Consider the following 1,105-nt stretch of genomic DNA (forward strand, 5'->3'; position numbering starts at 1 on the left):
TAAACGAAAAGGCAAACCAACTGGCCAGAAAATTAAGAGAAAAGGGAATAAAACCTGATAGTGTAGTGGGAATTATGGTAGAACGTTCCCCAGAAATGATCATAGGGATCATGGCTGTCCTAAAAGCTGGGGGGGCTTATTTACCCATAGCTCCTGAATACCCTAAAGACAGGATCCAGTTTATGCTTGATGACAGTGGCAGCCAAATTATTCTGATACAGGATAAATTTATAAATGCTAAAGGTAGTTACAGAAATGCTGAATTTATTAGCATAGAAAATCAGGAACTATTTACTGGGGATGTATCAAATCCAAAGTTAATTAGTAAACCTGAAAACTTGGCTTATGTAATATATACATCCGGTTCTACCGGCAAACCCAAAGGGGTAATGATAGAGAACTACTCCGTAATCAACCGGATCAACTGGATGCAGAAGCAATACCCGATAGCTGAAGGTGATGTGATCCTGCAGAAAACTCCCTATACCTTTGACGTATCGGTATGGGAATTATTGTGGTGGAGCTTTACTGGGGCCAAAGTCTGCCTGCTGATACCGGGAGGAGAAAAAAATCCGGAAGAAATCGTGAAGGCAATCGAAAAAAATAAAGTTACCACAATGCACTTTGTACCATCCATGTTGAGTGTATTTTTAGAGTATGTAGAGGAAAAGGGGATAATAGAGGAAATAGCAAGCTTAAAGCAGGTATTTGCCAGTGGAGAAGCACTGAACCTGAAGCAAGTAGAAAAGTTCAACAAGCTGCTGTACAAAGAAAAAGGAACAAGCCTGCATAACCTGTACGGACCAACAGAAGCAACAGTAGATGTATCCTACTTTGGCTGCTCTACGGAAGAAGAATTGGAGCTTGTACCTATAGGAAAGCCCATAGATAACATTAAGTTGTATGTTGTCAGTAAGGAAAAGGGCCTGCAGCCGATAGGAGTAGCGGGAGAACTATGTATAGCAGGGGATGGACTGGCAAGAGGGTACTTGAACAGACCGGAACTTACAGAAGAAAAATTCGCAGCAAACCCATTCGCACCGGGTGAAAGGATGTACAGGACAGGTGACCTGGCAAGGTGGCTGCCTGACGGCAACCTAGAATA

General features: G+C 42.4%; 1 protein-coding gene. It reads left to right on the plus strand.

Features of this window, described 5'->3' with window-relative positions; translation table 11 throughout:
- On the plus strand, window positions 1-1,105 hold a 1,105-nt coding region (locus ABEW32_RS25550), incomplete at both ends, for a non-ribosomal peptide synthetase (protein WP_430193003.1).

This window comes from Paenibacillus jamilae (genome assembly GCF_050482105.1).
In the GTDB taxonomy this organism is placed as follows: domain Bacteria; phylum Bacillota; class Bacilli; order Paenibacillales; family Paenibacillaceae; genus Paenibacillus; species Paenibacillus jamilae_B.